The 23,809-nt window shown below is 44.2% G+C and carries 23 protein-coding genes; 11 read left to right on the forward strand and 12 right to left on the reverse strand.

Features of this window, described 5'->3' with window-relative positions; genetic code table 11:
- Nucleotides 1-186 precede the first annotated feature (186 nt).
- A complete protein-coding gene (locus tag EXU30_RS09230; protein ID WP_130599401.1) occupies nucleotides 187-1,260 on the forward strand; it encodes a linear amide C-N hydrolase in 1,074 nt (357 codons plus the stop codon).
- A 171-nt stretch (nucleotides 1,261-1,431) separates the two neighbouring features.
- Here EXU30_RS09230 and EXU30_RS09235 read toward each other — a convergent pair whose 3' ends face one another.
- Nucleotides 1,432-2,319 carry a LysR family transcriptional regulator gene (locus EXU30_RS09235; protein WP_130599403.1) on the reverse strand — a complete coding sequence of 296 codons (888 nt, stop codon included), beginning with the start codon at nucleotides 2,317-2,319 and terminating at the stop codon, nucleotides 1,432-1,434.
- Nucleotides 2,320-2,502: 183 nt separating this feature from the next.
- On the opposite strand from EXU30_RS09235, the gene EXU30_RS09240 reads away from it, so the two are divergent.
- Nucleotides 2,503-3,516: a linear amide C-N hydrolase gene (locus tag EXU30_RS09240; RefSeq protein WP_165399000.1), complete on the forward strand. Its 1,014-nt coding sequence runs from the start codon at nucleotides 2,503-2,505 to the stop codon at nucleotides 3,514-3,516.
- Between the two features lie 104 nt (nucleotides 3,517-3,620).
- Here the strand turns inward: EXU30_RS09240 and EXU30_RS09245 are convergent, their stop codons facing one another.
- Entirely contained in the window at nucleotides 3,621-4,331 is a 711-nt protein-coding gene (locus EXU30_RS09245) for a fibrobacter succinogenes major paralogous domain-containing protein (RefSeq protein WP_423213367.1), read from the reverse strand.
- A gap of 157 nt (nucleotides 4,332-4,488) precedes the next feature.
- Here EXU30_RS09245 and EXU30_RS09250 point away from each other — a divergent pair, with 157 nt between their 5' ends.
- From EXU30_RS09250 to EXU30_RS09265, 4 genes are all read left to right on the forward strand, one after another.
- Nucleotides 4,489-4,674 (forward strand): hypothetical protein, encoded by a 186-nt coding sequence (locus EXU30_RS09250; protein ID WP_130599409.1) that lies wholly within the window; start codon nucleotides 4,489-4,491, stop codon nucleotides 4,672-4,674.
- Between the two features lie 66 nt (nucleotides 4,675-4,740).
- Entirely contained in the window at nucleotides 4,741-5,628 is an 888-nt protein-coding gene (locus EXU30_RS09255) for a hypothetical protein (protein ID WP_130599411.1), read from the forward strand.
- 198 nt (nucleotides 5,629-5,826) lie between these two features.
- Nucleotides 5,827-6,240 carry a helix-turn-helix transcriptional regulator gene (locus tag EXU30_RS09260; protein ID WP_130599413.1) on the forward strand — a complete coding sequence of 138 codons (414 nt, stop codon included), beginning with the start codon at nucleotides 5,827-5,829 and terminating at the stop codon, nucleotides 6,238-6,240.
- Nucleotides 6,241-6,345: 105 nt separating this feature from the next.
- A complete protein-coding gene (locus tag EXU30_RS09265) occupies nucleotides 6,346-6,735 on the forward strand; it encodes a VOC family protein (RefSeq protein ID WP_130599415.1) in 390 nt (129 codons plus the stop codon).
- Nucleotides 6,736-6,748: 13 nt separating this feature from the next.
- Here EXU30_RS09265 and EXU30_RS09270 read toward each other — a convergent pair whose 3' ends face one another.
- The 3 genes from EXU30_RS09270 to EXU30_RS09280 form a co-directional block, all read right to left on the reverse strand.
- Nucleotides 6,749-8,443: a sensor domain-containing diguanylate cyclase gene (locus EXU30_RS09270; protein WP_130599417.1), complete on the reverse strand. Its 1,695-nt coding sequence runs from the start codon at nucleotides 8,441-8,443 to the stop codon at nucleotides 6,749-6,751.
- Between the two features lie 125 nt (nucleotides 8,444-8,568).
- Nucleotides 8,569-9,708 carry a winged helix-turn-helix domain-containing protein gene (locus tag EXU30_RS09275; RefSeq protein WP_130599419.1) on the reverse strand — a complete coding sequence of 380 codons (1,140 nt, stop codon included), beginning with the start codon at nucleotides 9,706-9,708 and terminating at the stop codon, nucleotides 8,569-8,571.
- A 1-nt stretch (nucleotide 9,709) separates the two neighbouring features.
- The gene (locus EXU30_RS09280) at nucleotides 9,710-10,309 is read right to left on the reverse strand and encodes a TetR/AcrR family transcriptional regulator (RefSeq protein ID WP_130599421.1); all 600 of its coding nucleotides are present in this window, start codon (nucleotides 10,307-10,309) and stop codon (nucleotides 9,710-9,712) included.
- Nucleotides 10,310-10,409: 100 nt separating this feature from the next.
- Between EXU30_RS09280 and EXU30_RS09285 the strand changes: the two genes are divergently transcribed.
- Nucleotides 10,410-10,844, forward strand: a complete 435-nt coding sequence (locus EXU30_RS09285) for a hypothetical protein (RefSeq protein WP_130599423.1) — start codon at nucleotides 10,410-10,412, stop codon at nucleotides 10,842-10,844.
- Between the two features lie 43 nt (nucleotides 10,845-10,887).
- On the opposite strand, the gene EXU30_RS09290 is transcribed toward EXU30_RS09285, so the two are convergent.
- Nucleotides 10,888-11,793, reverse strand: coding sequence for a LysR family transcriptional regulator (locus EXU30_RS09290; RefSeq protein WP_130599425.1), 906 nt, complete (start codon nucleotides 11,791-11,793; stop codon nucleotides 10,888-10,890).
- A 116-nt stretch (nucleotides 11,794-11,909) separates the two neighbouring features.
- Here EXU30_RS09290 and EXU30_RS09295 point away from each other — a divergent pair, with 116 nt between their 5' ends.
- Nucleotides 11,910-12,908 (forward strand): NADP-dependent oxidoreductase, encoded by a 999-nt coding sequence (locus EXU30_RS09295; protein WP_130599427.1) that lies wholly within the window; start codon nucleotides 11,910-11,912, stop codon nucleotides 12,906-12,908.
- A 74-nt stretch (nucleotides 12,909-12,982) separates the two neighbouring features.
- On the opposite strand, the gene EXU30_RS09300 is transcribed toward EXU30_RS09295, so the two are convergent.
- Nucleotides 12,983-13,636, reverse strand: a complete 654-nt coding sequence (locus tag EXU30_RS09300; protein ID WP_130599429.1) for a TetR/AcrR family transcriptional regulator — start codon at nucleotides 13,634-13,636, stop codon at nucleotides 12,983-12,985.
- A 121-nt stretch (nucleotides 13,637-13,757) separates the two neighbouring features.
- On the opposite strand from EXU30_RS09300, the gene EXU30_RS09305 reads away from it, so the two are divergent.
- Complete coding sequence (locus EXU30_RS09305) at nucleotides 13,758-14,639, forward strand: LysR family transcriptional regulator (protein WP_130599431.1); 882 nt, start codon at nucleotides 13,758-13,760, stop codon at nucleotides 14,637-14,639.
- Nucleotides 14,640-14,829: 190 nt separating this feature from the next.
- Here EXU30_RS09305 and EXU30_RS09310 read toward each other — a convergent pair whose 3' ends face one another.
- From EXU30_RS09310 to ardA, 3 genes are all read right to left on the reverse strand, one after another.
- Nucleotides 14,830-15,963, reverse strand: a complete 1,134-nt coding sequence (locus EXU30_RS09310; protein WP_130599433.1) for a DcaP family trimeric outer membrane transporter — start codon at nucleotides 15,961-15,963, stop codon at nucleotides 14,830-14,832.
- 548 nt (nucleotides 15,964-16,511) lie between these two features.
- Complete coding sequence (ardB, locus tag EXU30_RS09315) at nucleotides 16,512-16,862, reverse strand: acrylate reductase cytochrome subunit ArdB (protein ID WP_130603379.1); 351 nt, start codon at nucleotides 16,860-16,862, stop codon at nucleotides 16,512-16,514.
- 23 nt (nucleotides 16,863-16,885) lie between these two features.
- Nucleotides 16,886-18,415, reverse strand: coding sequence for an acrylate reductase flavoprotein subunit ArdA (gene ardA / locus EXU30_RS09320; RefSeq protein WP_130599435.1), 1,530 nt, complete (start codon nucleotides 18,413-18,415; stop codon nucleotides 16,886-16,888).
- A gap of 654 nt (nucleotides 18,416-19,069) precedes the next feature.
- On the opposite strand from ardA, the gene EXU30_RS09325 reads away from it, so the two are divergent.
- Entirely contained in the window at nucleotides 19,070-19,918 is an 849-nt protein-coding gene (locus EXU30_RS09325) for a hypothetical protein (protein WP_130599437.1), read from the forward strand.
- Nucleotides 19,918-20,670 carry a type 1 glutamine amidotransferase gene (locus tag EXU30_RS09330; RefSeq protein WP_130599439.1) on the forward strand — a complete coding sequence of 251 codons (753 nt, stop codon included), beginning with the start codon at nucleotides 19,918-19,920 and terminating at the stop codon, nucleotides 20,668-20,670. The genes EXU30_RS09325 and EXU30_RS09330 overlap by 1 nt, the downstream gene beginning before the upstream one ends.
- Nucleotides 20,671-20,977: 307 nt before the next feature.
- On the opposite strand, the gene EXU30_RS09335 is transcribed toward EXU30_RS09330, so the two are convergent.
- Nucleotides 20,978-21,967, reverse strand: coding sequence for a helix-turn-helix domain-containing protein (locus tag EXU30_RS09335; RefSeq protein WP_130599441.1), 990 nt, complete (start codon nucleotides 21,965-21,967; stop codon nucleotides 20,978-20,980).
- Between the two features lie 220 nt (nucleotides 21,968-22,187).
- Nucleotides 22,188-23,789, reverse strand: coding sequence for an SLC13 family permease (locus tag EXU30_RS09340; RefSeq protein ID WP_130599443.1), 1,602 nt, complete (start codon nucleotides 23,787-23,789; stop codon nucleotides 22,188-22,190).
- Between the last annotated feature and the right edge of the window lie 20 nt (nucleotides 23,790-23,809).

The following is a 23,809-nucleotide window of genomic DNA, read 5'->3' on the forward strand; positions in this document are numbered from 1 at the left end:
TTCACCTCACTCATCTCGCTTCACTTATCTCATTTCATAAGCGCCATTAGTTCGCAAACATCGTTAGCTCGCAAACGCAAATATTTCATAGGGGACTCCCCTACCCTAAGCGGCTTTGAAATAACCGAATGATAGCAATAATAGACTCATACACAGAAAGAGTCCTCAACTAAAGAGAGAATTATTATGAAATCATTCAAACTAAACTCGATCGCAATCGCCGCTGTTGCTGCAATGTCTATCGCTACTGTTGCTAACGTTGCTGAAGCTTGTTCACGCTTTACATTAGACACACCACACGGTGTATCTACAGTTCGCTCTTTAGACTGGGGTGATCAGCTAGGTAACGTTGCTCAAGTAAACCCTGTAGGTGTTAAGAACGTTTCTGAAACGCCTAAATACAAAAACGCAATGGAGTGGACAACTAAGTACCACGCAATTGCTCAAATGGAGTGGGATGTATTCGGTGGCGTAGCATCTGATGCAATCAACTCTGAGGGTCTAGCGGCTTCTCTACTATACATGTACGACTCGGCTAAGTTCATAGAAGCTTATCAAGACTCTGGCGCACCAGCTGTGAGCTTCCTAGACGTCATCCGTTACATCACTGAAACTTATGCAACGACTGAAGAAGCAGTTAAAGCCTTCAACAATAATGAATGGCAAATCGCATGGAAAGATGGCCTTCACGGTCACGAGCACGGCTTACACATTTCTATCCAAGATAAGTCTGGCGACATCGCGCTGCTTCAGCTAAATAAAGGTGGCGAAATGGTTGTTTATCGTGGTGATACTAAGTCTGATCTACGTGTGATGGCGAACTCACCACTGCAACAAGATCACCGTGCATACGTTGAGAAGGTTAACTTAGACGATCTAGCAGCTACAGGTATCCCAAGCTCAATCAGCTCACTAGACCGTAACCTACGTGGTCTATTTAACACTCAACACGTTGAATTCAAAGAAGATGCAAGCTGGGCACAAACTCGCGGCAAGCTACTAAGTACATACAATGCGGGTAACTTGATCCCACAAGACCTGATTGACCCAACTAACGGTGAGACATACGCAACTTGGACTCAATTTGTGTACAACCACCAAAACGGTGACTTCCTATTCACTAACTACGACACTCGTGCTCAAATCGGCTACAACTTTAACGACACGCTAGGGTTCACCGAAACCATGTGTGCTGACACAGTAAAGCAAGCTGAACAAGGCCTACAGAAAGCCGTATTTACTCAGTGTGCAGCTCAGTAATCGAAGCTAACTAGCTAATCTCAGATCCCTCAGACTCTCAGTCAGAGGGATTTTTATGCCTGCTGAGCTTTATATGCGTGCTGAAGTGGTATGCCTACTGAAGTAATAAGCCAAGCAAGCTAACTTAGATACAAATTACCATTACCACTTGCCACCATAAAACGAGACGTTTTAGTCAAAGAAAACCTTATCCAATCCCTGAACCTGTTGCGTAAACAACTCACCAGCCAGAGTCACTTCTTGCTCTGACTGATAAATAATCTCAGCGTACCAAACCGTTTCACTCGCACCCTCAATTGAGAATTCATTTACCATGCCAGACTCAATTTCAGCTTTGGCGACAAACTCAGGCACTCGCATCCAAGTATTATCAAACCTAAGCATAGACATCGCTTCTCTGAGATTATTGGTCTTAATAAATTGGTCACTTAATACGTAGTGAGTGTCGTGTCGATATTTAAAAACAACATTAGGCACAATTTGAGTCAGGCTTGCCAGCTCCAGCTCCGTTGCCACCGCGCCTCTATTTAAGGTATTCACACCCGCGACATCTACAACCGGAAAGTTATAGGCAGGCACATGCACCACAGACTCAATTTGTGAAAGCGGTGAGAATATCAACCCCATTTCTACCTCACCGGATCTAACCCATTCAATAACTTGCTCTGTGCCGCCAGTCAGTACCTGTAAATCGATCGTGGGGAATTGCGCTATCACCGCCATGTAACAGGCTGTCAATTCAGGGCAAAGTAAGGTGTTGTCTAAGGCTAAATTAAACTGCTCTGGAATATCTTGCTCATAGCTAGATAATTGATGGTTCAATGCCTCAGCGGTTTCCAGCACGCGTCTGGCGTAGCGATATAGCTTTCTACCCTGTGAGGTTACCTCTAAGCGTCGTACATGACGTTCAAACAACACTAAATCGCAGCTATCTTCCATCGTAGCCACCAGCTGTGCAATGACCTGACTTCGCTTACCCAATTCAACAGCAGCAGCCTTAAAACTGCCCTTTTCTACTGTATAAACAAATGCTTGCAACTGTGAGAGTGAAAAGTTCACCAATATACCCCGCTTAAATGTGCTCAACTCTCCCACATTATAGACATGGAAATCATGTTTAATGACATTTTTAAACCCTTATTACCATGTTCATAATGAAGTCATCCAAGGAGAACGGCCAAGAATTAGCGTAAGGAATTCAACTTAGGGTAAATGCCCACTCAAATTTATAAGGCTCATATTATGAAAAAGACTATCTTAACTATCGCCACTGCAGCTGTGCTTTCGGCTGGTTTAACCGCAACAGCTAACGCATGTTCATACTCAACTTTCGAAGTAGACGGCAAAGCCTATGTATCTCGCACAATGGAAGCGCCAGACTTCATGGGTGAACACCTTGTTACTGTGCCACGCGGCTATGAAATTAATGGTAAGTCAGGTGATTACGGCTTCATTGGTATGCGCCACGAAAACACTGAGTGGATTTCATCTGGCCTAAACGAACACGGCGTTAATATTGAATCGCTGGCGCTACTTGAATCTGAATACCTTGAAGAAGGCAAAGGTGACATAAACTACCTAGAGGTGGTTGGCCATGTGCTCGCTAACGCAAAGTCTGTCGACGAAGCGGTCGAATTACTAAAGAAAACCAAAGTAGAAACCACCAAAATCAAAGTTGCCCACGATTTAACTGTTGGCATGCACTACGCCATTCGTGACAAAGAACGCGCGGTGGTTGTGGAGTATGTTGATGGTTCTGGCTACCCAACTATCTACGAAAATGAAGTGGGTGTGATGGCCAATGACCCAGCATATCCTGAGCAATTGAAGAATGCGCAAAAGCACATCGACGCAGCGACAGCACGCACTGATGAAACCGTAGATATTTGGCAAAAACTAGATTCTGGTTCTGACAGCCGTTTCTCACACCTAGCAGCAATCAATGCTGAATATAAAAATCGTGGTGCTGACAAAGACGCCCGCAACAATGGTCTAGGCCGAGCGTTCTCCATTCTCAACGCCATGGAAATTGTACCAAGCACTATGTACTGGTTATGGGTTTCACCTGACTCGCAAATGATTGGCTACGGCAATGTAGTGGATATTGAGAATAAAGATTACTACTACCGCACGGTGAACAACCCAGACATCCGTAAAGTAGACTTAGACAAAATCGACTTCAGTACGGTTAAGTACTCGGCGAAAGATATTTACCAACAAGCACCAAGCTTTACAGAGGTTTCAGCCGCAGAGTAAGCCCAAAACCTAAAAAGCGCCATGCAATAGTACTTGCATGGCGCTTCATCACTTAGTCATATTCGCAGCTCTAAGCACTTGAAAGACCAAATTCTTGCTTATATCTATTCCCTGACACATCTTACCGAGAACATATAATCTTTTGAGCTAGTTGCACGGCGAATTTCACCTTTATGACTATTCCACCATGAGTATGCCAGCGTGCGGATATAGGCATCTTTGTTATTAGCGGCGCTGGCTGTCCAAAACTCAGTGTATGCCCCTTGAGTGATGTACAGGCCATTCCACTTTACGCCTGCAGGCCTTGCAAAAAATTGCTGTTTGTTAATGACTTCGGGGTCGAACTTTTTAAATAGGCCATCGTCCTGCGACTCTTTAAGCTGAGCCCCTAAGTCTTTGTCACCACCGCGCCACCCAAGAGTATCTACCTCTGCCTCAGCCATACCAATAGTTCGCTCAAGCTGTTGCCAATCTTCATCCGTTGCTACGCGCCACCCATCAGGACATAGGTTTCTGGAGTCAGATACATCATGCCAATTATAAAGCCTGCCATATTTCAATAAATTCGCTTGTTCATCGTTAGGAATAACCCCACTCGACACCATAGATCCGTCTTGAAACTGTGTGCTTCTGAGGTTTTCAGCTAGCCAAGTTTGCTTGCCTATTGTGACTGTTCGATAGACATTACCTTGGGCATCTTTGACAGTATCAACTAACTTGTATAACTCACTGTTTATATCATTCGTGGCTGAAACAGCAGTATTCATGACGCTAACCCCTAAAATGGCTCCAATGACGACGCTAATTTTGTTCATTAACTTAACCCCAAAAGTTGTCAAACTGAATTAATTGAACAAGTTCTATACAATCTAGTTTATTGACTCACTCAAACCATAGCTACACGTATACTCTCTAATGTATGCCTATTTGTATCAATCTCGGGTTTGAGGCTCGCTAACACTAGGATTCGTTATGTCATCTCGCCAAAAAACATTTTATGAGCAAGAGCTAGAGCGTCTTCACAATGAGGTGTTACCCAGCCCGAAACAGATCGCGCTGATCCGCCAGTCACGCCAAGCAACAGGTAGTACTAAATCTAAAGAAGCTCAAGATACACTCAAGTTAGAGGCTCATAATATGAACTTAAATGACTGGTAAAAAGCGATCACTCGATAAATAAAGTCAACTCACCTGGTGTAAAACTTATGGACAAGGACCAAGATAATGGCGGTTAAAATAAAATTCAGTTGCTATCTCGGAGATATAGACTTTTATCAAGTTTCTCCTTCGAACATTGATTTGTCGCTATCTTTTCTAAACAAACAAGGAAGTAAAATTGGTGTTTATCTTAATTTTTCAGAGCACAAATTCAAAAGTATTGATTTTCTGAAAGAAGTTAAAAACTTAACTGGCATAAAAATTTATGGAATCCCAACATGTTCGACAGAAATTTTGGGAGAATTGAATGACTTAAAATCATTAACCATGGTAAACATTAAAAAAAGCAATATCAGTTTTGACCATCTCGATAACATTATCGAACTCAATACTGACTGGTACCCATGGCTCGCCAAAGAAGTTATAAAATTAGAGAAACTACAAGTTCTTTCTATTCACAAGTTCAATTCAAACGTTGGGAATTTGAGTTCACTTACATTTTGTAAAGACTTGCGGCAACTTATAATAGTTGGTGGAAATTTAAACAACTTAGAGGGATTGGAGAAATTTCAAAAACTAAAAAAATTGGAGCTCAGTCTGCTTCGTAACCTAACTCACTTATCAGGGTTACAGCACCTAAACAGCCTTGAGTCTTTGGAGCTCTACGGGTTAAAAAAAGTTATGGATATTTCACCAGTATTCAATCTTACTTCACTAAAGCATCTAAACATTTATAAAATGGGAGACATCAGTTCTATCAATGGGATTGCCAATCTAGTTAACTTGATTCACTTACACACATACGATTTAAAAATATCAGACTTGAACTTAGAACCAATCCTATCATTAGAGAAAGTCATTTCTTTCAAATTACAGAATAAAAAGGGCTATTCGCATAAAGAGCAAGAAGTTAAGGATGTGTTATATTCAAAATCTGAAAGCCCGTACCGTTAGTTCTTCGGAACTAATGCTAAATATAAAAGTTGAATGCTAATAAATTCACTCACAACAATGGTCTAGGTCGCGCCACCATACTCTATACAGATAAGGTTGCGCGGCGAGTTTTGCAGTTTGAGAACTCGTCTATAAATGAATTAACTGAATAAGTTCTGTACAATCTCATTTAATCGCTCCTAAAGCTTCAGGTACGCTATGTCATCTCGCCAAAAAACATTCTATGAGCAAGAGCTAGAGCGCCTTTACAATGAGGTGCTACCCAGCCCGAAGTTGTTCGCACTGATCCGCCAGTCGCGCAGTTTTATGCAAAAATATCACAGCGAAAATGTGGTGTTAGATGACCTAGCTAAAGCTTCATTTATGTCGCGTTTTCACTATGTGCGTATGTTCAAGCAAATCTATGGTGTTACGCCAAGAACTCACCTTAAAGATATGCGCATAGACAGAGCGAAGCTGTTGCTGCAACAAGGGCAAAGCATCACCAAAACTTGTTTTGACGTGGGTTACGAGAGCCTCACCACTTTTTCTGCCGTGTTCAAAAAGAGCACCGGATACTCACCTAAAGCGTTTCAGCAATTACATACTCCCCTCAAAAACGACGCTCGCTAGCAGGGTCCAAAACCATAAAAGCAATCTAGAATAAGTTTTAAATACAGCAGTTGTTATTCTGTACTCAATCCAGTTGTTACCGTTTTTAAGAAAGGAAAAGTACACATGATTAAAATTGCACTCACTAGCGTGCCAGTCACTAACCAAGACAAGGCATTAGATTTCTACACTAACATTTTAGGCTTTGTGAAAAAGACTGAGGTACCACTTGGTGAGCATAAGTGGCTAACGGTGGTGTCAGCCCAGGAGCAAGCTGGCGTTGAGCTGCTACTTGAACCTATGGCATTTGAACCAGCTAAGCAGTATCAAGATGCGTTAAAACAAGCTGGTATCCCTTGGACATCATTTGCCGTCGATGATATCGACAGCGAATACCAAAGATTAGTTAAGCTAGGCGTTGAGTTCTCTATTGAGCCAAGAGAAGCTGGCACAGTGAAGATTGCGGTGCTCGATGACACTTGCGGCAACTATATTCAGCTAATGCAAACCCTGTAACGCCTTTTAGGCATCATGATTCGCTAGTACTTGCTTTGGTATTACTAGCGCTAGCATGCACCGCCTGTGAACGGCCATTGTCTTTGGCTTGATACAGCGCGGTGTCGGCAAGTTTCACTAGCTCTTGCTGTGACACTTTGCTATCTGGATAGGTCGCCACTCCAGCTGAGATACTTACCTGCCCTAACGACAGCTTGTTCATTTCAATATGCATGGCGCTTACCTCTGCCACAACCCGCTCAGCCAGCTCAAAGGCTTGCTGCGCGGAAAAGTCAGGACAAATAATAGCTAACTCTTCACCTCCCAAACGGCACACCGAGCCTTGAGTGCCAGCCACTTTAATCAGTAAGCTCGCGACCTGTTTCAGCACATAATCCCCAGCGTCATGACCAAAGTTATCGTTAAACTGTTTAAAGTGGTCGAGATCTAGCATCAGCACTGACAGCACGCTATTGTTTTGATTGGCGATTGCCCACTCACGCTCAAGTTTGTCTTCAAAATATCGGCGGTTATATAACTGAGTAAGCGGATCGCGCAGCGCCTGTGCCCGCAGCTTTTGCTGAAAACGCAGGTTAGCTAACGCCAAACCTAAGTGCTCAGCTAAGGTAAACGCGAGCTGCTTAGTCTCTTCAGTTAAACAAACCGCGCCCGTTGGAAAATACAAATGGAACAAGCCAACCGTGTTGCCATGGGCTGTGAGTGGAATGCACATGGCGGTGTGCTGCTCATTTAACTCACGCATGTGGTTACAACTTAGATTGTGGTTTTCATCTTGAGATAAATGATATTTACCCTTACGCATCGCCCAGCAATCATTTGGCTCAAATGCAGTGTGCGCAGGCCAGTTATCGCCCCAGTCTATGGTCACCTCAAGCAAGTTACGCGAATCGCGCATGATCGACACACAACCATTAATACCGACCAGAATACGCGGCACTATGTCTTGCACCACCACGCGGGCATCATCCATGTTTTTGCAAGCAGCCAGCATGTTAGCTAGCTGCCTAAGTAATTCAATTTCCTTGGTGCTTTTGTTTATGCGATCTTGCTGTTGCTGCTTTTCATGGTTAATGAGAATCGACATGCGCTGGTAGCTGTACCAAATTGATGCCACCAGCACCGCCATAGAAAACGCCATAATTAAATACAAAATGGCTTTTAAGTCTGCAGACATATCAGCAAGAGCAGTCATCGGCATTGCCATACGGATAACGTATTGCGAGCCATGCTCATCTGCATGGTGTTGATGTTGCGCGTCAATAATTTCAACGCGCACAGCCACATACAATAAGGTTTGTTTTTTAGTTGAACTGTAGCGCTCTGCAACCCCTGTACCCGTTGCAAATGCTGCTGCGACCTCATGGCGCTCAGCATGGTTTTCCATATTACGTACTTGATGAGGCTTAAGCGTCGAGTCACCAAGCACTACGCCACTACTGTCGATAATAGTGAAACGATTATCTGTAGTGGACTGCGACAGACTATCTAAAAAGTCATCAACCTCAGCGGGCGTGAGGTCATTAAAGTGGAGTTTTTGCGCTTCAACCTCGTACTGCACGTCGCGCACTATGCTGAACATGTACTGGCTAACAATATCGGTAACCCAGTTATGTAAGGTGTGGTGGTAAATATAGCCGCCAATAACAAACGAGCACGCCAACGCAATGGCTGGTATGTACAAAAATTTGCTGAATGCTGGCGTCTTCATTGCATCTCCCAACTCATGTCCACCTAAAGACTTAGTCTAGTTGAGAAACACCAATGTTGTTTTGTAATCTGGAGTTTGAACTCCTGCTGTGAGTACTCTATCAGAGAGGTTTTTCGCCCTAACAACTACCAAGGAGTGCCGACTCGTTCGCATTGATTAAATCGAGCAAACTGGGCTAATTGATGCTCGAGTGATGCCATAAAATCATCGTGACAACTTAGCGAAGGCTCAAGGAATAGCTTGTTCACTTGCAGTATTTTCTGCTGCTTGTTCACCTTACAGTCTAGTTTTGCGACTAGCTCTCCCTGCCACAATACCGGCAGGCAAAAATAGCCAAATTTACGCTTTGCCTCGGGTAAATAGCATTCAAGTTGATAGTCAAAATCAAATAAAAACCGCATACGGTCACGTTGAATTATCAGGTTGTCGAAGGGAGAAAGAATTATTGCGCGATTCCCTAGAGGCTGACTAGCAGCCTGGATTGCAGCAGGAGTAGTAAAATAAGTCTGGTCATTGATTTGCACAGGTAATATTTCGCCCGAATCTAGCAACTGTTTCAAACTGATTTCTATCAATGGGCGCACAGCTTTTAGTAAATAGGCCATTTGTGTAGCACGGCCAATGCCGTGAGCACGCAAGAAACCAAGTACCAAAAATCGGCCATATTCTTGGTCACTGGGCAAAGTAGTATCTACCTCTTCAGGTATTACCCTGTGAGTCAAATCATAGACTTTTTGAAAGCCTTGCCTGCGCGGGATCATTAAATCACCCTGCATGTATAAACACTCTAATGCTTGCTTAGCAGGTTTACTTCCCCACCCCTGTGTTTTAGTACTTGAACCAGAAAAGTCCTTGGCCATTAACGGGCCCTCGGCAGCTATTCTGTCCAACACATAGCGCATTAACTGATGGTCAGGCTTATACCAATGACGCAAGACTCCAGATTTAAAGGCTGCTTTTCTAGGTAAAGTAAAACGAAAATCTCGCATTGGAATGTAAGCTGCTGCGTGAGACCAATACTCAAATGCTTGTTTCCTAGCAACTAGCTCATCGAGATGGTGAGGCAAGTAATCACTATTGCGACTCCACATAACATGGTGATGTGCTCGCTGTACCACAGAAATGGAATCTATTTGTGCATAGCCAAGGTGTTGCAGCACAGCTAAGCTTGCATCAAAACTAGATGACTCACCAACCAAAGGCGATGTTAAGCCTTGGGCTGTAAGTGCGAGGTTTTTAGCTTGCTGTATTGGCAGTTTTAACATGTCATGATGCCATTAGCTGCTTAACACAATGCTGCGCGACATTTTCTAACGCTTCTTTTGACTGCCCAGCGCGAGCTTGTACTGCAATGCCGTTGCTCACAATGAGTAGGCTATTGGTCAGTAGTTCGACCTGCTTGGCACCTTGAGTAGGCTTTAATTTTCGCTCAATAAACATTGCTATCGTTTGAAATATTTCTTTGCCAATTTGCTCAAGCTGCAGAAGTACATCAGCAGGAAATGCAGCATTCTCAGCTTCATTAATACTCTTGATAAACAAGCAGCCTGTTGGCGTATCTCCTGCCGTAAATAGCTCGATAAGGGCTTGCAGGTGCGACATTAATTGCAGCTTAGGGTCTTTGTCTTGCTCAATATCTAATAGGTTGTAGCAAGGCGTGATATATCGCTGGTAGTAAAACACTAGCACTTGTTGATAAAGCTGCTCTTTGTTGCCAAATGCGGAGTACAAACTGGGCGGATTAATCGCTAGAGCTTGCGCCAACTGAGCGATAGAAGTACCAAAATAGCCATTTTCCCAAAATACTCGCATCGCCTCATCAAGAGCCTGCTCTCTATCAAAGGTTCTTTTTCTACCCGCTTTCATGACTGCTGCCTTTAATTTTGATCTTAATCACTACCGATTTTGTAGTGATCACTATAAAATGTCAATTTGTAACGATCACTACAAAATATAGGTACAAACAATGAACCGCCCATTCAATATCAAGACATTTATCATTGTGACGCTATTAACTAGCATTTGGATCAACATTGCCGAGGTTGCACGCGCCATGTTGGTGGCGTTCCCAATGATGGAAGACTTTTATGCGGGTAGAATTGAAATTGGCCCAATGGGCGTCAGCAATGCATTAATTTGGGCATTGTGGGACACCATTCTTAGCGGCACCTTAGTGTTTATGTATTGGCTGTGCAAACAATCATTTACTCACACTAATCGCGCAGTTGTTATCTCAGGTAGCGTCACCGCACTAGCAACACTTGGTGTATTTTGGATAGCGTCTGTGAACTCAGGGCTCGGCACTTGGACGATGGCATTTACCATATTTCCGATTGCCTGGATTGAAATGCTTATCGGGGCTTTTATTGCCTCAAAACTGTATGACAAGTTTGAGCACTAGCACTGCAACTGGCTCATACTCAAGGCAGTAATACATGCTCGACTCAATATGCTGACTTTACCTGCGCCATTATAAAGTCCACCGCTACTTTGACTTTTGGAATGGCGTAGGCGGCTTTTTGATACAGCATATACACGCCAAGCTCCTGATTTTTGGTAACGGCTAATGGCTCGGCAAAGTTGAGTTTTATCAACTCGCCGCTGGCGAGATAGGGCTTTAACACCCATTCTGGCATCATTAAAATGCCTTCACCGCTGATGGCTTTATCAGCCAGCCAACTGCCGTTATTGGTGGTTAGCACGCTTGGCGCCGACACATCTCGCCACTGGTTATCAATCAAGCTTAGCCAGGGCGTTGCACCATGGGGAGTGCGATAGAAAAGACCTTTGTGATTAGGTAAATCCTGGCTTGATTGCGGCATACCATAGCGCTCAATATAACTTGGCGCAGCGACGGCAATAAATTGATTATTCAACAGTTTATGGGCAACCACATGCTCGTTTGGCGCAAAGCCGCCGCGGATGGCGATGTCTACATCATCACGATCAAGCTTTGACAGTTTATCGCTAAGCTCAACATCTAGCTCAATCTCAGGATATGACTGAACAAACTCATCGAGTATCGGTGCCAACACTCGCTCACCAAAACCCACCATGGTACTGATTTTAAGCTTACCTTTAGGCGTGGTTTGATAGTTTTTTACGCCTTGATCAAACTGCTGCAACTGCGCCACCAGCGGTGAAACCTGAGCATAATATTGTGCGCCCACCTCAGTTAAGCTCACGCTGCGAGTGGTACGCTTTAAAAGCTGCGTCCCCAGGCTTGCTTCAAGGTCGGCAATGCGCCGCGACACACTTGAGGCCGGCACGCCAAACTTGGTCGCCGCGGCTGAAAAGTTGCCCGCATCCACAGTGGCAATAAAGTATTTTAGCGCTCTTAGTTGATCCATCTTCTCGCCGTTATTATTGTCTTTTTGACAATATAGATTGTCATTTTAGCCGCTATATCTAACCATATTTATCATAAATAATAGGCTCAAGCACTCGATAATCTAAAGGGAAACAGATGAGCCAGTTCACGCAAATCCTGCTAAAGCAGCGTCCAGACGGTAAGCCATTTGGCGCACACATGTTTGATGTAGTTAAAAAAGACTTACCAGAAATCAGCGCAGATCAGGTTCTGATCAAGCAAACTCACATGTCACTCGACCCAGCAATGATTGGCTGGATGAGCCCAGACACCAATAGTTATATCCCTCGTGTTGAGCTAGGCGAAGTGATGCGCTCAAGCGGTTTCGGTGAAGTGGTTGCATCAAACAACCCTAACTTTGCTGTTGGCGACAAAGTCATGGGCATGATGGGCTGGACTGAATATTTTGTGTCTAATGGCAAAGGGATCAACAAGGTACAAGCTGGCGTTAATGCTGAAATGGCATTGGCTGTGTTTGCCCTGCCTGGGTTAACCGCCACCCAAGGCTTGTTCAATGTCGGTAAACCAAAAGCTGGTGAAACCCTGGTGGTTACCGGCGCTGCAGGTTCAGTTGGCTCACTGGTTGGTCAGCTAGCTAAAGCCGATGGCCTGCGCGTAATAGGCGTTGTTGGCAGCGATGAAAAAGTTGACTGGATTGTTAACGGCCTAGGTTTTGATGGCGCTATCAACTACAAAACCGATGACCTTGAAGCCAAGCTTGCCGAGCTAACACCCGATGGCGTAGATGTGTTTTTTGAAAACACTGGCGGCCCAATTCAGCAGCACATTTATAACCGCATGAACATCCATGGTCGCATTGTGGTGTGCGGCATGATTGCTGATTATAAAGTGGGTGAGCCATCACCTGGCCCGAACTGGATTAACCTGATTAAAAAGCGCGTGACTGTGCAAGGTTTTGCTATGCCAGATCACTATGGCGAAGTACCAGCACTGCTTGCCAAACTCACCCCGTACGTGATGCAAGGTAAAATCAAATTCCGCACCCATGAGCTAGCTGGCCTTGAAAGTGCCATGGAGGGATTAAATCTGTTCTTCACTGGTGAGCACAAAGGTAAGTTGCTGGTTAAGCTGTAAACGTTATCCCCCAAAAAAGCGCTGCCTAGATTTAACTAGGCAGCGCTTTTTATTTTCAGAAAATGCTAACAGTCCTAATGCAAAGGCTTATGCGAATTAGTTTCTTGCTCACTGAGCCATAGTTCAAAGTCTTTGAGTTTAGGTAAGCGCTTTGATGAATGACCAATCAGCTGGGTCAAGGCGTAGCTAAGCTGGTGATACAGCTTAGGATCATCGTATTTTGATTTAGCATCATCTATGTTGATCATCGCACCGCGCAGATATTGAATCGCCAGTTCGAGTCGATCAAAGCCTGCTACCTCACCGATTTCAGTAATCACCTGACGATTCCACTCAATATTTTGCGCTCTTAGCGCTTCAAATCGTTGCCTATATTGCTCGCTACAATTTTCCAATAACGACTCATTTGGCATGACTCTATCAACTAAGAAATCTTGCTGCTTCAACAAGTCATAAATACGGCTGCAATGGTGAAAGATAAAGCACAAATATGGGTCTTCATAACGCTGACGGTTTTGCTGTGCTAAATCGTGCCATTGCTGATATTGATTACAGGCAACCGCCACAATTAAATCAGCCTCGCTGCTAAAATGATTGTAAATAGTGCCTTTTGATATCTGGCTTGAATTGACCAAATGCGAACGGCACAAATCAAAGGTTTTGTGACCCTTTAAGCATCTTTGTGACACCTCAACCAGGTATTTCTCTCTTTGCTCCCAAGTGCTCATCTTCTATCCCCTAAAAATGCGACATTGGTAGTTTGTTACTTCACAGTTACATCTTAACAAGGTTTAGTACTACCCAATATTGAGTAATAATTGGAGCAGTATTAGCAAACCGAATACCCCTATGCTGAAAATCGAATTGCTGGAAAGTTTCATCGCAGTTGCCGAGTGTGGCAACCTGTCAAAAGCAGCTGAAAAAGTCTGCCGAACTCAGTCGGCTGTAAGCTTGCAAATCAAAAAGCTTGAAGAATCGGTGGGGCAAGAATTACTTAACCGCGATAACAAAGGGGCAACGCTTACTGAGTCAGGCCATACGCTACTCAATTATGCCTACAAAATGGTGCAACTTAGCTCACAAGCGCTTGATGACCTAAAAGACTGCCAAACCAGAGAAATTATTCGCTTAGGTGTGCCAACCGACTATATCAAACGTTACCTTAGCAGCTGCCTATTAGAGTTTATTCGCGAGTTCACCTGTATTGAGCTGGTGATAGACACTGACGTGAGCGGCAACTTGTATAAGCGATTGCAACAAGGTGAGTTTGATGTGATTGTTGCCACCCACTGGCAACATCCTGCTGCGGGCGAACTACTGTTTGAGCGCAAGTTCCATTGGGTCGCGGCGAAAAATAGCACCGCGCTGTATCAAGACACCATCCCTATGGCGTTATACCCCGAGAACTGCCCTATTCGTGCTCAAGTTTTTGCCAACCACCACATCACTATGCGCCCGATTAATGTTTTACTGTCAACACCATCGCCGCAAGCCCTGTGTCTAGCAGTTGAGAACGATTTAGCGGTGGCGCCGATTGCCGAGTTTAGAATTAACGGCAATATGCAGATACTCGACCCGATTGAACATGGGCTACCGAAACTGCCAACCTTTAATGAGTCGTTATATCTCAACCCAGAAACACAAACCAAGGCGACTGAGCAGCTAATTACATTAATTAAAGCCAATGTGGAAAACCTGGCTGAAGTAGTAAGCCAGCAAGCTGATTATTAATACAAAACTGAGCGATTAAGTAGATAAATTAATAAAAACCTCAAAAAATTATATATAAAAATGCCAGCAAGAAGCTGGCATTTTTTATTTAGATTAGCATTAACAAGCCAAGCACCCTTTATTCCTGCACTCTTACCCCTAAGAGCAGGTTAAAACGCAGCTCGTCAATAAACCCGAAAATAAAGATAGATTAAAGTACATACTTAACCGAGAACATCACTCTATCAAGCTTACCTTTATCGTCATTCACTTTGGTATTTTCTGCATGCATATATTCTACACCTACAGTTAATGGCTTAATTGGTGAATATAATAGATTGATATAGCCTGAATAAGATTCTTCATTAACTTGATCGCCAGTTAGCATAGCATCGTTATCCGCTTTAAAGCCTGAAGCTGTAATACTGCTGCGCCATTTATCATTCCACCAATGGCGGTAAGATACATAGCCACCAACTGAGCTGATGGTTTCCATTTGTCCTGTGGCATCTAATACCGCAGCATTGACAAAGTTCAGCGCCATATAACGCCCCATACCATCGCCATATGTAGCAGCGAATTTAATATCGTCATCGCCCACAGGCACAACACCGGTAACGCTCACACCATAACCGAATGCGGTGTCGTCATAGTTGGCGTTATCTAGGTTTAGCTGGCGCAATAACGCCGCTGCGGTGAACTTGGCACCTGAGTCGGTTTTTAGGTTATAACGTGCAACCACATCTGGCACTATGCCCGTACCGCTCACGATGCGACTGCCACCTGTGTATGGCGTCACTGTGGTTTCTGGTGTTTCTAATGCTAATTGCAAGCCGCCATTGGTGTAACGGATTTGCGCCTGACGCACAAAAGGGGTGCCTTCTGCCGCACCCACAAAATCTAGGTTTTCTGGTAATGCACTTGGATTTTGGAATGTAGTCCAGGTTTGTCCCACCAGCCAGTTGTCGTAAGACACAAATGCATGGCGTAGACGTGGCGAGTAGCTGTTTGATACGCGCTCGTTACCGTCGGCATGAGTCATAAAGTCTAGCTCAATAAAAGCAGTCACTTTATGGCCATCTACATCCGCTAGGGTTTTAAAATTAAAGCGCGATTCACGAGCCTGAAAATCGATAACCTGCTTGCCTTCCCCAGGTGAGCCGTAAATCGTGCCTGGTACATAGAACTGACGTGAGATATGCCCTGATGATGGTGCGCCATTACTGTAGTCACTGACCATCACATCCGTTTTTACATAACCGCCAAACTTAAATTCTACATCATCTGCTTGTGCACTTGAGCTCAAAGCTGCGAGTATCGAAAGTGCAATTATTTTTTTGTCCATCTTTATCCCCATCACTATTTATTATCTTAATTCGGTACAATTAATTCACATCTAACCGATGTGCTTTACATAATAAATCTGGAATCAATTCCAAAAATTAGCCACGGGCGTATTTACTAAAAATATTGGCCATTTATTAGCAACAATTATCGAATAAAAATAACAAAAAAATGGCGATCAACTGTATTTAACAATCAGTGACCGCCGAAGGGATAGAAATATGAGAAACAATAAGTATGGAGTGAGGCAAATAGCCAAATAACTTATTAACAAAAATTTTAGCTAAGGAATGCATTCCAAAATGGTAGCCAAACAGCAATTAACATTATTGCGCTAAAATAATCTCAGCTAGCACAAATAAACCGATGAATATCAGGCATAAGAAGCACAGACAGTAAAGCATCCACATTTTGCTCTCCTAAATATCCAAAGTCTTATCTAATAAACATAATAAAAAGCCATATCTCAAAGATATGGCTTTTTTCACTTGCTGATTGCTGCGCTAGCAGACAATCTACTCAAGTTCGATTAACTTAACCCAAATCAGGTTATTTATGCTTATCGTACTTAAAGGTGTGGCAATTGCTACACATTGGTTTTTTCAGCTCATGCTCACCATGACACTCAATACATGGTAGCTCTTTACCATAGTGCAAGTTGTTGTGAGGGTTTTGCCACTTGTCTTCTTCACTGCGAGCCGTTTGCTCTGCTAGCTCATCAACATCATGACACTGCGTACAAGCTTGATCAGACGGGTAGTTCTTCAACCCTTGGTCATGACAAGTTTTACAATCTTTGCCAATCACATCTTTATGGTATTCACGCTGATCAACAGCCTGAGCAGATAAGCTTACAAAACTCGCTAAAGCAACAGCGAATACAAGGCTTAGTTTTTTCATCATCTTTCTCCTAGTCACTGTTGTTAGGCTTTCATCATAGTGCGAGCGGCGGTCATGCCCATCACCATACATTCAGGGATAGAGCAGCTACCTAAGCGGCTAACACCGTGAACACCACCACACACTTCGCCTGCTGCGTAAAGACCCGCAATCGGCTTACCGGTAAAGCTGTCTTTAACCTCAGCTTTGGTGTTCACCTGTACGCCACCTTGGCAGTAATGCACTTTTGGCCATAAACGAACGACAGTGAAAGGCGCTTCAATGTACTTGCCTTTAGCCTTGGTCATGTTTTTACCAAACTGCGCGTCATTGCCCGACTTAACGTATTGGTTGTATTCCTTGATTTGAGCTTTTAACGGTTTTAGCGGCACATTAAAGTGCTTGGCTAGCTCTTCTACAGAGTCGAACTTCCAGCCCACGTTGTACTTGATTACCTTCTTGGTATTTGGGTGTTTTTTCGAGTCTTTGTAGCTAGTAATCAAGATTGGAGGTAATGGGTTACCCTGCTTATCACGACAGGCTAACTCAGCATCAGCACGAGTTTTACGGTCAGCAATCTCATTCATGAAACGCTCACCGGTTAAGCAGTTAACCGCCATTGAATGTGGGAAGTTGTAAATCGAATAGTTTGATACATAACCAAAGCCACCTTCATCTGGCGATGCCCAAGGGCCAGATTGAATATGTGCTAAGTGGACAGGGATGGCACCAAGACGGAACATCTCGTACATACCTTCACCAGTTGCACCTGGAGCATTAGTACAACCTACTTCTGCCGTTAATGTTGGGTCTTGGGCCATACGTAAATTGACATTCTGAGCAAAGCCACCGGTCGCCATTAATACGCCACGCTTAGCTTTAATATGCATCAGCTTGCCAGTGTCTTCTTCACCAAAGTAGTAGCCTTGACGAATCTTAAAGCCTTCCACTTTGCCTTCATCATTGACTAGGAAGCCTTCAAACTTAGCGCGGTTATGGGTTTGTACGCCCAATTTGCGACACTCTTTTAGTAGAGGCTGAGTGATACCTGCACCACAACTCACTGTGGTTTGGTAAGTACGTGCAACCGAGTGACCACCAAGCTGTTGTAGGTATGGGTGATATTCACTACCCGCATCAAAGGTCATTTGCAGCGCTTCAACTGCGTGCTCAGCTACGTGACGCAACAAGGCTTCGTCAGCAATACCACGACCTGCTTTAAGCTGATCTTGTACCATGCGCTCAACTGAATCATTCACGCCTTCTTTTTTCTGCATTGGCGTGCCAGGAGCAGCGAACAGACCGCCGTTAATGGCAGAGTTACCACCGAAGTACGACATCTTTTCAAAAATATGCACATCTTTCGCGCCCAAGCGCATAGACTCAATACCAGCTGCTAAGCCTGCAAAGCCTGAACCGATAATGGCAATCTCAACTTCTTTGTCCCACTTTACCCCGTTAGCCGACTGCGACACTGCCATTGCTGGCGCTGCCATAGCCATACCAGCTGCACCAGCTGCTGCACCCATGCCCTTGATAAAGTTACGACGTTCCAGCAAATTTACTTTACTCATCTGTCCCCGTCCTCTTATTGATTATTTGTTGACGAGATAATGGTAAAACTGGAACCAGTTCCAAAACGGGAACTGTCATAGGATCTCCCTAAGTAACCTTAGGTAAAGTATGGATTTACAAACTTGGTTACAATTTAGCCGTTTTTGCTAGTCGATTAGCGTTTTGGAATGGGTTCCAAAATGACTACTACGAGCTTTGAGCATGATTTAAAAAAGGAAATAATCTTGCTGATAGCGAGCGCAAAAACACAACACTTGAGATACAAGTGAAACACTCGTAACATTAGGGTCTGTTGTTCTTTGCTGATTAGAATTTGTTCGAATTAAAAGCACTTTAATCGCGACGCGAGCGATGACGTCTAGTCACCTACACAAACTCGCTCGCAACAAAGAGTAAAGTGCTTTTAAACGAACCTTTCAGGCAGCGCTTGTTGTCATTTCTACTGCGTTAACGACTTACTCATGTGGAATAACCACACATCAAAGTCGTTGCCTTGTATAAATTTCCAACAAGCAGCTGCAAAACTAATCTTGAAAGACCAACAGACCCTTGTATCTGAGGACGACCTCACCAGTGAATCTAACCAGCCCATTTTCACTGTCACCATTCGGGGACGGCCCCATCTGATTTCAATTAACAGATAGGAGCCGCACATGTCGCGTATTAGTACTCAAATTGTCTTAAACCTTATTGCCACACTGGTGATTTACCTAGCCACTAGCCCTTTAGCTCTGGCCAATGAGCATCAATTAACAAGCAACAGTAATAAACACTCACAGCATAAGCATCTACAACACCAGCACTTAGAAAATAAGCACGAAATGCCTATCAGCATGGGCTTACATGGCATGTTACTGTTCGCCAATGATGCGGGTATTTACGCATCCCATTTGCCTATGTTCCATGCTCCTCATAACGCCCAAGTGGTGTTTAAGCTGAGCTTTACAGACAACGGTCTCAATCAACAGCTACACAAACAGCTTGCGCAAACCAACCAGGTTTGGACTATCGTGCCGCAAAAGTTTGATCTTGCGCGATTAGCGCCTAATTCCGCCGAGCCAATGACACAATTAACCCTTGATGTAGTACAAGGACACTTTGAGCGTGGCGGCAACAAGCAGCACTCACAGGTAACAGCGACTATCGACAATATGCTGTTGTTTAACGTTCTTGATATGACGCAAGGCAAACCAAAACCTACTCGCGCAAACTATATCGCCATTGGTAACAACGCAGATGCAAGCAGCTTTTTCTACATTAAACACCTACAAAGCCGCCCAGATGCAGACCAACTAGTGCGTGTATCAAGCAATGGCGCTGAGCTGCCAGCACAAGTCTCAATTAACCTCAGCAAAGAGCAGCTACACGCAAGCGCCAAAGAGCTACAGCAAGCCCTGACTAACACCAACACCAACACCAACACCAACACCAACACCAACACCAACACCAACAACACTGTAAACATTGAGCCGATTTACCTAGAGCTAAACGAGTTACGCTGATGAATAGGTCGATTCTAGTCATTCAACACCATAGCGCCGAAGGGCCTGGGCGGATTAAGGATTGGGCACAACAAAGTGGTGTTAAGCTTGATTGCGTCATGGCAGATAGCTTTTTCTCGCCAGCGCCTACTCTCGACCAAGTAATTGAACAGGTAATCGAACAGGTAGCTCAACAATTGGCGAGCCGAATAATAAAGGATTACCTCGCCGTGGTGATCCTTGGCGGGCCGATGAATGTTGAGGATAACCCGCAGTGGATGGCAGTTGAACGACAAGTTATTGCGAGGCTAATCGCCCACAAACAGCCAATCATTGCTATATGCCTTGGTGCGCAGTTGGTTGCCAGTGAACTAGGGGCAACCGTTTATGCGCTTGAGCAAGCTGAAAATGGCTGGCAGTCAGTAAACTTGATCAGCGATACACCCACACATTTAATGGTGCCGCAGTGGCATGAACAAGGCTTTGAATTTAGCGAATCGCAACTTTCCGAACATTCGCTACAAATTCTCGCCAGCTCAAGCGCTTGTAAGCAGCAAATCTACCAAAATAGCCATATTCTCGGCATCCAGTTTCATCCCGAGTGGGATACGCAGCAAATGCATGCCTTACAACAGGCATTTTCCGATGTGTGCCCGTTTAATACCGCGGAGCTTGATGAGAGTGAGCTTGATGACAATGACCAATACAAACAAAACCAGCAACAACTCGCCCACTGGCTGTTCAATAAGCTCGATGAACGGCTTACGCGTTAGCTGCAAAATACAAACCGTTAAATAAGCCAATCTACTTCTGAAAAACGCCGTCTTGTATTAGCCCCACTAAAAAAGGGCGCTCTAAGCTAGCCATAAACTACTTTAGCTTCTAGAAGCGATGAGATTTAAAGCCTTTGAAGACATGGATGTTTTCGTAGAGCCCACAGGATGTGTTCACGGCGTGCTTTAAATCTCATTGCCTAGCAGGAAAACCATGTATGAATTCAGCGTAAAATAGGCTAGAAAAAACCACTCACGATGACTTTCGGAGTGGTTTTGTTTTAAGAACGAATAGCTTAACTAAGCACTACTTAAGCCCCATCACCTCAACGGCTGTGCGCCCTAGTGTATAACGGCCTGATATCGACTGATTGTGGTTGTAATCTTCACACCATAACTGCAACTGAGCGTTTAGCTGCTCAATGCTCTCAATCATATTGGCTTTTAAAAATGGCTCGTAAAACTCGTTAAATGCCTGAGTTTGAAAACGCGCTGCAAGACCATTCACCACTGGGCCGTTATATGCACGCATTTGCACATGGCTAATATTCAGCGCTTCTAGCGCATCTTTAAACGGCGCGGCTTTCCTGCCAGAGAATTCAGTACCACGGTCGGTAAGAATGGTGTTGATGTCAATCTTATGCTCGCGATACCAAGGCAAAACCTGTTGCTGTAAAAACTTAACCGCAGCACTAGAGTCCGCCTCAGTTGAAATCCACGCATGGGCATACTGGCTGTAACCATCGACAAACGTGTGCTGGTACAACTCACCCAAAGGCGCAATATCGCCCAGTGCATAGGTATCCTGCACGCAAGTGTCACCGGGAGACAAACAATCAAAAATAGGATCAGCGGGGTCGATTTGATGCAACTGCTCATATTGCTGAGCAGCATCATCACCCTTTTGCAGCGCCTTTGCATGCAAGGCAATGAGGCGATTCTTCTTGGTCTCTAAATTATGTCGGACCCAAATGGTACGCACACCACTGGCAGAAATAGGGCAACCTCTTGCTGTCAGAATTTCTGCCGCCTTTGCCTGGCCATAATTTGGGTAATCGAGGGCGATTTCAATGACCTGCTCTTCTACCTCTGGTGACAGACGATTCTTAATCGCAGGCTTTTTTCGAGATAGATTCTTCAGGCCACGCTCGCCTGCAGTTTGATATTGTTTCTTAAAACGGTAATAGCTGTCTCGGCTGTAGCCCATGATTTCACAGGCTTTACTGATGCTACCTAGCTCCTCAGCCAATTGAAGCAAAGCTAACTTACTGCGAATTTCGTTACTCTTAGCACTCATAATTCTATCTCTCAAAAATCTCACAACGGCTGCATATAGTGCAAAGTCACCTCAGAAAATGAGCTTTGGTAAAAACCGAAAAAGGGTTTAGCTCATTGCATTAGTTTCTATATAAACATACAAAATATAGAACAACCAACACTATGATCTAAACCACTTTTTTGTAACTTGATGCTAACTTAGTAACTACAGTCACATTTGAATACGTACGCGCTCGTATTTACCAGAAGACACCATTAGGGGTATAGCCTAACCATTTGAACCAGGTTTCGCCCATTAAAATACTGACCACCCAACCTATCATTAGCATGGTAAAGCCAAACTTAAAGGTGTCACTCAAACTGTAATGATCAGTTGAATAAAGCAATAACGCAGGTTTACTGTTAAATGGCAGTACATAAACATGCTCAATAAGTAGAGCGACCGGAAGCGCCAAGCTCATCACGGGGAAATCAAAACGTTGGGCGATACCTATCGCAATCGGTACGAACAACATGGTACGCATGGTTTTCGACTGGAATACCAGCGAGCTTAACAGCATTGCCCCTGTGAGTGCGATGTAGAACACACTAAATGGTGTTTTATCATCTAAGCCAAAGTACTCCAGACCAAAGTTAACCACTAGGTTGGGTAAATCTGTCTGTTTGAAACCCGCGCCCAAAGTATACGCACCTGCTGAGAACAAGAGTAAATGCCAAGGTACGTCGACTTCATTCCAGTTAACCACACCAATGCGCGGCATCAATGCCACAATCGCACCAATAAAGGCCACAGCTGTAGCGCTGACACCGTGGTATTTATCAGTTGCCCAGAACACCAAAATAGTAATAAAGATAACCAGTGACTTAATTTCGCGCACTGACACCTTGCCCATCTTCAGCAGTTCTTGTTGCAGGCGCTCCATACCACCTTCAATTTGTGGCAGTCTTTCCTCTGGCGCGAGTGGGAAGAAAATTCGCGTACCAATCAACCAGCCAACAATAATCATCGCCACCACAATTGGCAGCGCTACTATCATCCAGTCAGCAAAGAAGAAGCTACCACCAATGGCACCGGCAATTAGGCTTGCAGCCAGTAAATTAGCACCTGAGCCTGTCACGAAGGCGCCGGCACACAGGTTAATTTGCAGCAAGTTTTGCAACACAAGGTTACGACCAAAATTATTTTTATTATCGCCGCCACGCGCACCATATACAGCCGCAATTACCATGAAGATAGGCATTAAGATCGCCGCTTTTGCGGTGGTTGCTGAAATAAATGCTGACAGCACCAGGTTGATCACCATAAAGCTGTAAAAAATAGGCGTTGCACTGGTACCAAAGCGGCAAATAAACCATAGGGCAAAGCGCTTCGCCGCACCTGATGTCACTAGCATAGACGCAAGCACAAATGACAAGATGTTTAACCACATAATCTTGTGACCAAGCTGAGCGTAGGCAACTTTCTCTGGTAATACGCCCGTTAGCACCATGGCGATAATCACCATCAATGAGGTCAAGTAGTTAGGGAATGGCTCAGTAATCCACAAAATGACCGCCGCACAGAAGATAGCCATCATGGCATTACCTTTAGCGCTAAACATTTCTAGGCCGTACTCCTGAAAGTTGGCCATTGCGGTTTTACTTAGCATCTCAGGGTCAAAGTTAACCAAGAAAGACGCAGGATCTGACATGAGAATACAAGTAAACGCGGCAAGCGCTATCCAAATACCTGCCCTAGCCAGCCATTGTTCAAAGTTACTTTTACTTCTTACCGGTAGGTTTTCCATCCGATATTGACTCATATCCAATGGGTCTACTTGGGAGATATTTTCGTTTTTCATTATTCTCATTCCCTCAACAA

The organism is Shewanella maritima, from assembly GCF_004295345.1.
In the GTDB taxonomy this organism is placed as follows: Bacteria; Pseudomonadota; Gammaproteobacteria; order Enterobacterales; family Shewanellaceae; genus Shewanella; species Shewanella maritima.